This window comes from Streptomyces synnematoformans, from assembly GCF_039531005.1.
In the GTDB taxonomy this organism is placed as follows: Bacteria; Actinomycetota; Actinomycetes; order Streptomycetales; family Streptomycetaceae; genus Streptomyces; species Streptomyces synnematoformans.
Genome location: NZ_BAAAPF010000316.1, coordinates 1 through 7892, shown reverse-complemented (window position 1 = coordinate 7892; position 7892 = coordinate 1). Strand labels below are relative to the sequence as shown.

Genomic DNA, 7892 nt, shown 5'->3' with positions numbered 1-7892 from the left:
GTCCGGGACCGGCGGGCACCCCGCCCCCCACCCAGCCCGGCTGGGGCAGCGCCCAGCCCCCGGGCGGCGGCGGCTGGGACGCAGCCCCCCGCCCGTCCGGGAACGGCGGCCGGCGCACGGGCACGCTCGTCGCGGCCACCCTCGTCGCCGCGCTGCTCGGCGGCGGGATCGGCGGCGGCATCGGGTACTGGGCGGCCGAGCGCGACGACGACCCCGGCAGCGCGTCGACGACCGTCTCCGGCACCCAGGACGGCCAGGAGATCGAGAACCCGCCCGGCTCCGTCGCCGGCATTGCCGACAAGGCGCTGCCCAGCGTCGTCACCATCGAGGCCGGTGGCGCCGGCGACAGCGGCACCGGCCAGGAGGGCGCCGCCACCGGCACCGGCTTCGTCTACGACAAGCAGGGCCACATCCTCACCAACAACCACGTCGTGGCGGGCGCCGAGGGCGCCGGCTCGCTCACGGCGACGTTCTCCAACGGCAAGACGTACGACGCCGAGGTGGTCGGCCAGGCCAGCGGGTACGACGTGGCCGTCATCAAGCTCGCCGACCCCTCCGGCGCCGAGCTGACGCCGCTGCCCCTCGGCGACTCCGACAAAGTCGACGTCGGCGACCAGACCATCGCCATCGGCTCGCCCTTCGGCCTGTCGGGCACGGTCACCACCGGCATCGTCAGCGCCAAGCACCGCCCGGTGGCCTCCGGCGACGCGACCGGCCAGCAGGAGTCGTACATGAACGCCCTGCAGACCGACGCCTCCATCAACCCCGGCAACTCCGGCGGCCCGCTCCTCGACCACGCCGGCAACGTCATCGGCATCAATTCCGCGATCCGCCCGGCGGACAGCGGCAGCCCGTTCGGCGGCGGGCAGGGCGGCAGCATCGGCCTGGGCTTCGCGATCCCGATCAACCAGGCCGACTGGGTCGCCGGCACGCTCATCGACACCGGCGAGCCCGTCTACGCGATCATCGGCGTCTCCGTCGACAACTCGTACCGGGGCAAGGGCGCGAAGATCAGCGAGTCGGCGAACGGGGCCGGCGAGCCGGTGACGCCCGGCGGCCCGGCGGCCGACGCGGGGCTGGCGTCCGGGGACGTCATCACCAGGCTGGACGACACCGTCATCGACAGCGGGCCGACGCTGATCGCCCAGCTGTGGTCGCACAAGCCGGGCGACAAGGTGGAGATCACCTACGAGCGCGGCGGCGACCAGCAGACCACGGAGGTCACGCTCGGCGAGCGCGAGGGAGACCAGTAGCGAGCCGGCGGCGGCAGCGAGTCGGCAACGGCCGGCCGGCCGGGCACCCGAGCGGGGTGTCCGGCCGGCCGGCCGTGGTGCGTCGGCGGGTGCGGGGGCCGCGTGCCGCGGGGTGGTGGAGGGCGAGGCGCTCTTCGCGGTGTGGCGTGCCGTGCCCGTACGCCGTCACCGAGCCGAGCGCGGCGGGGGCGCCGCCGCCCACCGGGCAGGGGCGCACTCCGCGGCCGCGCGAGATCCCCGGGTCGCCGCTGCGCTCTGCGGCGCCGTAGCTCCCGACCGGCTGCAGCACCACGCGGAACGCGGTCCTCGCGGGGCCGGGCACTGCGCGGGGAGGTCCGGGCCGGGTGTTCAGGGCCGTCCCTCATGCGGCCCTGCCCCTCACCCGGCCCGGACCGGCTCACGGCCGGGGCCCGTCACCGCCCCGGCCGGAACGCCCCGCACCGGCTCGCCCGTACCGCCGGACCCGTCCCCTGCCCGGGTCCGGCCGGCGGCGGCCCGTGCGGCATACCGGCTGTCCGCACAGCCGGCGACCTGCGCGGCCGGCGGTCCTTGGAACCGCTCTCCGCGGCAGCCGCGCCCGCGAGCAACCGCCCACCGCGACCAGCCGCCGTCCGTGACCAGTCGGCCTCCGCGAGCGACCGCCCTCCGCGACGGCCGCGTCGGTAACGAGCCGCGGTCCGTCACCACCCCGAACCACCCCGCCTCCCCACAAGGCGGCGGCCTCCGCAGCCCCCGGGAGTCACCCGCCCCGCCCGCTCTCCGCCCGCACCTCCGCCGACGCCTCCGCCCAGGCCGCCTCCTTCAGCGCCATCCGGGCGGCCGGCCGCCGGCCGCCCGCCGTCTGCCAGTACGGATGGGTGGATACCCGCACCGACAGCCGCAGCAATCGCCGCCGCAGGACCGCGGTTTCGCTGGCGCTGTGCCGCGGCTCCTCGGCGAGCCTGCGATACACCGCGTACCAGTCGCGCTGGGTCTGGACGAGGTCTTCGGGGAAGGTGTGGGTCACGCGGTTATTCTGACACGTGTTCGATTTTCGAGTCACGCGTCTTCCCCGCATCCCACCCGTGTGACCGCGAAAACCGTTCGACAGCGCGGGCGGCCGGGGGATGGGATGAGGTGGACCGCAGGCCGGGAGGAGAGACGTTTGACGGCCGAGACCAGCGCGGGAACGACCGCGGGAACGACCGCGGGAACGACCGCGGACGCGACCGCCGCCGCCCCCGTCGTCGACGAGGCGCTCGCCAGGCGCCTGCTGGCGGCGCAGTTCCCGAGGTGGGCGCACCTGCCGCTGCGGCGTCTGCACCCCGGCGGCTCGGACCACGTGATCTTCCGCCTCGGCGACGCCATGTCCGTACGCCTCCCGCGCGGCGACTGGGCGGCGGGGCAGGCCGAGAAGGAACTCCTGTGGCTGCCCCGGCTCGCCCCGCACCTGCCGCTGGCGGTCCCGGCGCCGCTGGAGGTGGGCGAGCCGGCGTTCGGCTACCCGTGGCACTGGTCGGTGTCGCGGTGGCTCGACGGCGAGACGGCGACGCCCGGCGGGCTGGCCGACCCGGAGGAGGCCGCCGCCGACACGGCGGCGTTCCTGCGCGCGCTGCAGGGGCTGCCGCTGCCGGCGGCGGCGTCACCGTCTCCGTCCACGTCGCCGTCCGATGCTCCGTACGGGCTGCTCTCCCCCGCCGTACCGCTGCGCGACCGCGACCGCGCGACGCGGGCGGCGATCGCGGCGGTGGGCGCGGACGGCACGTTCGACGCCCGCGTGCTGACGGCGGTGTGGGAGGCGGCCGTCGAGGCGGGGGACCGCCCCGGGCCGCCGGTGTGGTTCCACGGCGACATGCACAACGGCAACCTCCTCACCCGCTCCGGCCACCTGAGCGCCGTCCTCGACTTCGGCGGCCTCGGCGTCGGCGACCCCGCCTGCGACCTGGTCATCGCCTGGACTCTGCTGGACGCCGGCCCGCGCGCCGCGTTCCGCGCGGCGCTGGGCGCGGACGACGCGGCGTGGGCCCGGGGCCGGGGCTGGGCGCTGACGACGGGGCTCAACGCGTACACGACGTACGCGGCGACGAACCCCCTCGTCGCCCGCAACACCACCCGCCAGATCACGGAGGCCCTGGCGGACGCCACGCCGTAGCCGCCCGGTCACGTAGGAGAGAGAGCCGATGGCCACCGAGGACACCCGCATCGAGCCAGCGGACGCGGACGACTACCACCGCGTGCTCGCCGACCACCCCCGCTACTGGGGCGAGCGCGACCTGCGCCCGCTGCACCTGCTCGCGATGGTGCAGGAGTTCGGCGACACCTGCCTGGTCGCCCGCGCCCCCGACGGCATCCGCGGCTACGTCTTCGGCTTCGTCACCCCGGCCCGCACGGGGTACGTCCACCTGATCGCCGTCCGCGACGACGCCCGCGGCACGGGTCTGGGCCGGGAGCTGTACGGGGCGTTCGCGACGGCCGCGGGACGGCAGGGGGCGGAGCGGCTGAAGGCGATCACGTCGGTGGCGAACGAGGGGTCGCAGGCGTTCCACCGCAGGCTGGGGTTCGAGGCGCGGACGGTGGCGGACTACGACGGGGCGGGGCGGCCGATGGTGGTGTTCGGCCGGGGGCTGCCGCTGTAGCGCCCGGCGGCGGCGACCTGCGGAGCGCAATCCGGGTCCGCGCGGGGAGCGGGCGCTAGATTCGTGGCGACAGATCCGTGCCGACCGGCGGCCGGCCGGTGGACGACCGGTGGACGGCCGGCGGATGGCCGGTGGAAGGAACGGGGCCACACCCATGCTCACGGCGGTAGCCACCGCGGCCGGCGCGCCGCTCACCCTCACCGAACGCGAGGTGCCGGAGCCCGGGCCCGGCGAGGTCCTGGTCAGGATCATTGCCTGCGGGGTCTGCCACACCGACCTGGACCTGGTGCAGGGCCGGTGGCCCATCGCCCGCTTCCCCGTGGTCCCCGGGCACGAGATCACCGGCGAGGTCGCCGCCCTCGGCCCCGGCGTCTCCTGGCCGGCCGTCGGCACGACGGTCGGCGCGCAGTTCCTCGGCGACTCCTGCCGGCACTGCGACTACTGCGCGCGCGGCGAGCAGATCCTCTGCCCGGCCAAACGGATCACCGGCATCGTCATGGACGGCGGCTACACCGAGTACGCCGTCCTCAAGGCCGACTTCGTCACCCCGCTGCCCGACGGGCTCGACCCGGTGGCCGCGGCGCCGCTGATGTGCGCGGGGCTGACCGCGTTCAACAGCCTGCGCCAGGCGGGCGTCACCGCCACCTCCCGCGTCGCCGTGATCGGCACCGGCGGCGTCGGCGCGCTGGCCATCCGCTACGCCGCCGCGATGGGCGCCCGCGTCGCCGCCCTCGGCCGCTCGCCGCGCGGCGAGGCGGCGGCCCGCGAACTGGGCGCCGAGCGCTTCATCGCCACCGGCGACACCGACCCGGCGGAGGCCCTGCGGGCCTGGGACGGCGGCGCCGACGTGATCCTCAACGCCGCCCCCGCCACCGTCGCGGCCACCGCGGCCCTCACCGGCCTGGCCCCCGACGGCACCCTGGTCCTCTGCGGCTACGACGCCGACCCCCTGGTCCTCCCCCCGGCCCCGATGGTCCTGAACCGCCTCCACGTCATGCTCAACCCCTCCGGCTCCCCCCGCGACACCCGCGACACCCTCGCCTTCTCCGCCGCCCACGGCATCGTGCCGGACCACACCCCGATCGGGCTGGAGGGCGCCAACGCCGCCCTGGAGGCGATGGCCAGGGCCAGCCCGCCCAACCGCTCGGTCATCACCTTCGCCTGAAGCCGCCCTCCCCCGCCGCGTCGGCGCGGCGGGGGAGGGCGGGTGGCGGTGTCCCGGTCGCCTCAGTGCAGGAACGAGCCGCAGGTGCTCGCCTGGACCCACCTGTGCGAGGAGATGCTGTTGTTGGCGCTGGTGCGGCCCCCGCCACTGGAGCGCAGGGAGTCGTCGGTGAGGTCGCTGACGTAGTACTCGGACTTCTTGATGCAGGCGTTGGCGCCCCGGTACGCCGTCCCGTCGTACACCTCGACGGCCAGGCCGGACGTGCCCTTGTGCAGGATCGAGCTGGCCTTGTTGCTGTCGCCCTCGAAGCCGCCGCCGCGGGTTCCCCAGTTCGCGTCGTTGCCCTGGGTCTGGCCCAGTCGTGCCCTGCAGTGCGTGCCGTCGAACGCGTAGAAGTAGCCCGACGACGCCTTCTTCCATGCGTTGTCGCAGTACGCGGAGGCCGCCTGGGCGCCGGTGGCGGGGACCAGGGCCCCCAGGCCGGCCAGGCTCAGCGCGGCGAGCAGGGCAGGAATCTTGCGCATGAGTGCTCCTCTTCCGTAGGGATTGCCGCAGGGATGCGGCGGTCTCGGTGCGTCCCGGTCTCAGTTGTCCGGGTCGCAGGCGGCCGGGCCGCACAGCTCCTCGGCCCGCTCCAGGGCCGCGTGCTGCATACGCCGGTGGTCGGCGACGTCGTCGCGGTACTCGCGCAGCCCGCCGCGGTACTCGCGCTCCAGGGCGCGCGCGGTGCGCACCAGGGAGGTCTCCTCGGTGGCGCACTGGGCCTCGGCCACGGCCAGCTCCACCTCCACGGCGTGCGCCTTCGCCTCGCTCAGCCCCCGGGTGAGGCGGGGCAGCCGCTCGCGGATGCGGGCCGGGTCTGCGTAGTCGTGGCCGCGCGCCCGCATGCACGCCGACCACGCCGTGCGGGCGGTGCCGAAGCGCTCGTCCGCCAGCAGGTCGGGCACGTAGAGGGGGGTGAGGTTGGTGGCGGTCTTCTCGGCCCGGAACCAGGCGGGGAAGTCTCCGTAGAGCGTCCCCTTCGCCTCCGCCCGGCAGCCGTGCCGCGGCGTCTGCACGGTGCCGCCCGCGGGCAGCTCGACCGTCAGCACAGCGCCGGACGGGTCGCCGTCGAGGGTGTTCGAGTAACGCACCCGCCGGGCCTCGGGCAGTGCGTTGGCGTAGGCGTGGTTCCGGTCGTTCTTCTGCGCGGCGAGGGCCTTCTCCTGCAGCCGCGTACCGTACCCGTGCCGGCGCGCCCACCCGACGTCGTCGAGCACGTAGCCGCCGCCCCGCCGCTCATCGACGCCGGCGACCGGCTCCGGCCAGTACCGGAAGCCCGCCTCCTCCATGCACTCGCGCACCAGCAGCTGCGTGGCCCGGTCCACCACGCTCTGCTCGGCGTCGGTAAGGTCACGCACCTCCCCCGCGCCGACCTGCCGCCCCTCTCCCCGCGCCGCCCCCTCGCCACCGGCGGCACAGCCGACGACGGCGGCCGCGGCGACGATCGCGCCCAGACATGCCGAAGCGAAACCCCGCTTCATGATCCCCGTACTCCCCCGAGTCGTGACGCTGTCGACCCGGACCCGCCTTCTCCACACGGCAGCCCCCGGCCGGTTGCGTACCCCACCCTGCGCAACCGGCCCTGCACCAACCTTGCACCGGCCTGGAATCCGCTGGTGACCCGCTCGCTCCGCCCGGCAGCGGCACGGTGGGACGCCCCGCACCCGCCGCACGCACGCCCGCAGGCGACCGCATGCGGAAGCGGCGTCGTCGAGATACGACGACGCCGCATGTGACCTGCGAAGATGGTGCCTCTCGGCGGAGAGTGTGGGATTCGAACCCACGGTGACGGATCACGCCACGACGGTTTTCAAGACCGTTCCCTTAGGCCGCTCGGGCAACTCTCCCTGCCGCCGGCGCGGCGGCGGCAGGGACCAAGGCTAGCGGTTCGGGTGGCGGGGTTGCGGGCGGGATGGGGGTGGGGCAGGGGCGACGGGCGGGGTCAGGATGCGGTGGCGGCGGCGGGGTCCATCCAGAAGATCTCCCACTGGTGGCCGTCCGGGTCGAGGAAGCTGCGGCCGTACATGAAGCCCTGGTCGTTGGGCTCGTTCGCGACGGTGCCGCCGGCGGCGAGGGCCTTGTCGACGATCTCGTCCACCGCCGCGCGGTCGTCCACGCTCAGGGCGAGGATCGCCTCGGTGGCGGTGGCGGTGTCCGCGATCTCGTTCTTGGTGAAGCCCTTGAAGAACGGCTCCGTGAGGAGCATGGCGTAGATGTCGTCGGTGATGACGAGGCAGGTGGCGTTCTCGTCGGTGAAGTTCTCGTCGAAGCGGTAGCCGAGGGCGGTGAAGAAGGCCTTCGAGCGGTCCAGGTCCTTCACGGGCAGGTTGACGAAGATCTTGTGCGGCATCGTGGTGGCCCCTCTCCGGGCTGCGGTGTTCGGCTCCTGGAGCACGCTGTCTGAGGGGTAGACGGAGTGGCCGCGCGGAACTCATCGGTCGTTGGGGGGACGGGGGGCTTTTTTCGGGGGCGGGGTTGTACGGGGGGCGTTACGGGGGTGTGTGTCTTGCCGCCGACGCCACCGTCGCCGCCGCCTCCCGCTCCGGGAGGCCCGTGCTGACCGCGGCGCGGACGAGCGCCGCCGCGACGTCCGGGCCGTGGCCCGTCTCGTACGCGCGGCAGGCCGCCCAGAACAGGCGGGCGTTGCGTTCGCCGGGGCGGGAGGCGGCGACGAAGCGGACCAGGGCGTCCGCCCGGCGTTCCCGGGCCGGGGCGTCCGGGGGTGGCTGGTCCGGGTGCGCCGGTGACGGTGGCGGTGGCGGTGGCGGCGGCGGCGGGGGCGGGGGGGGCGGGGTCAGGGGGCGGAGGAGGGCTCTC

Annotated in this window: 8 protein-coding genes, 1 tRNA gene and 1 pseudogene; 4 read left to right on the top strand and 6 right to left on the bottom strand. The window is 75.2% G+C overall.

The window, feature by feature from the left end; translation table 11 throughout:
- The coding region (locus ABD317_RS30395; RefSeq protein ID WP_344294024.1) for a S1C family serine protease at nucleotides 1-1253 on the top strand (1253 nt) is incomplete at its 5' end.
- A 739-nt stretch (nucleotides 1254-1992) separates the two neighbouring features.
- On the opposite strand, the gene ABD317_RS30390 is transcribed toward ABD317_RS30395, so the two are convergent.
- A complete protein-coding gene (locus ABD317_RS30390) occupies nucleotides 1993-2259 on the bottom strand; it encodes a hypothetical protein (protein WP_344294022.1) in 267 nt (88 codons plus the stop codon).
- 138 nt (nucleotides 2260-2397) lie between these two features.
- Between ABD317_RS30390 and ABD317_RS30385 the strand changes: the two genes are divergently transcribed.
- From ABD317_RS30385 to ABD317_RS30375, 3 genes are all read left to right on the top strand, one after another.
- Nucleotides 2398-3384 carry an aminoglycoside phosphotransferase family protein gene (locus ABD317_RS30385; RefSeq protein ID WP_344294020.1) on the top strand — a complete coding sequence of 329 codons (987 nt, stop codon included), beginning with the start codon at nucleotides 2398-2400 and terminating at the stop codon, nucleotides 3382-3384.
- A gap of 28 nt (nucleotides 3385-3412) precedes the next feature.
- Entirely contained in the window at nucleotides 3413-3868 is a 456-nt protein-coding gene (locus ABD317_RS30380) for a GNAT family N-acetyltransferase (protein ID WP_344294018.1), read from the top strand.
- A 154-nt stretch (nucleotides 3869-4022) separates the two neighbouring features.
- A complete protein-coding gene (locus tag ABD317_RS30375) occupies nucleotides 4023-5033 on the top strand; it encodes an alcohol dehydrogenase catalytic domain-containing protein (protein ID WP_344294016.1) in 1011 nt (336 codons plus the stop codon).
- A gap of 62 nt (nucleotides 5034-5095) precedes the next feature.
- On the opposite strand, the gene ABD317_RS30370 is transcribed toward ABD317_RS30375, so the two are convergent.
- The 5 genes and pseudogenes from ABD317_RS30370 to ABD317_RS30350 all read right to left on the bottom strand — a co-directional run.
- Nucleotides 5096-5557 carry a hypothetical protein gene (locus ABD317_RS30370; protein ID WP_344294014.1) on the bottom strand — a complete coding sequence of 154 codons (462 nt, stop codon included), beginning with the start codon at nucleotides 5555-5557 and terminating at the stop codon, nucleotides 5096-5098.
- A gap of 60 nt (nucleotides 5558-5617) precedes the next feature.
- Nucleotides 5618-6556, bottom strand: a complete 939-nt coding sequence (locus ABD317_RS30365) for a hypothetical protein (RefSeq protein WP_344294012.1) — start codon at nucleotides 6554-6556, stop codon at nucleotides 5618-5620.
- Between the two features lie 278 nt (nucleotides 6557-6834).
- A tRNA-Ser gene (locus ABD317_RS30360) sits at nucleotides 6835-6922 on the bottom strand.
- Nucleotides 6923-7017: 95 nt separating this feature from the next.
- Nucleotides 7018-7425, bottom strand: a complete 408-nt coding sequence (locus tag ABD317_RS30355; protein ID WP_027752813.1) for a VOC family protein — start codon at nucleotides 7423-7425, stop codon at nucleotides 7018-7020.
- Between the two features lie 139 nt (nucleotides 7426-7564).
- Nucleotides 7565-7892: pseudogene (locus tag ABD317_RS30350) on the bottom strand (bifunctional DNA primase/polymerase); the annotation flags it as partial.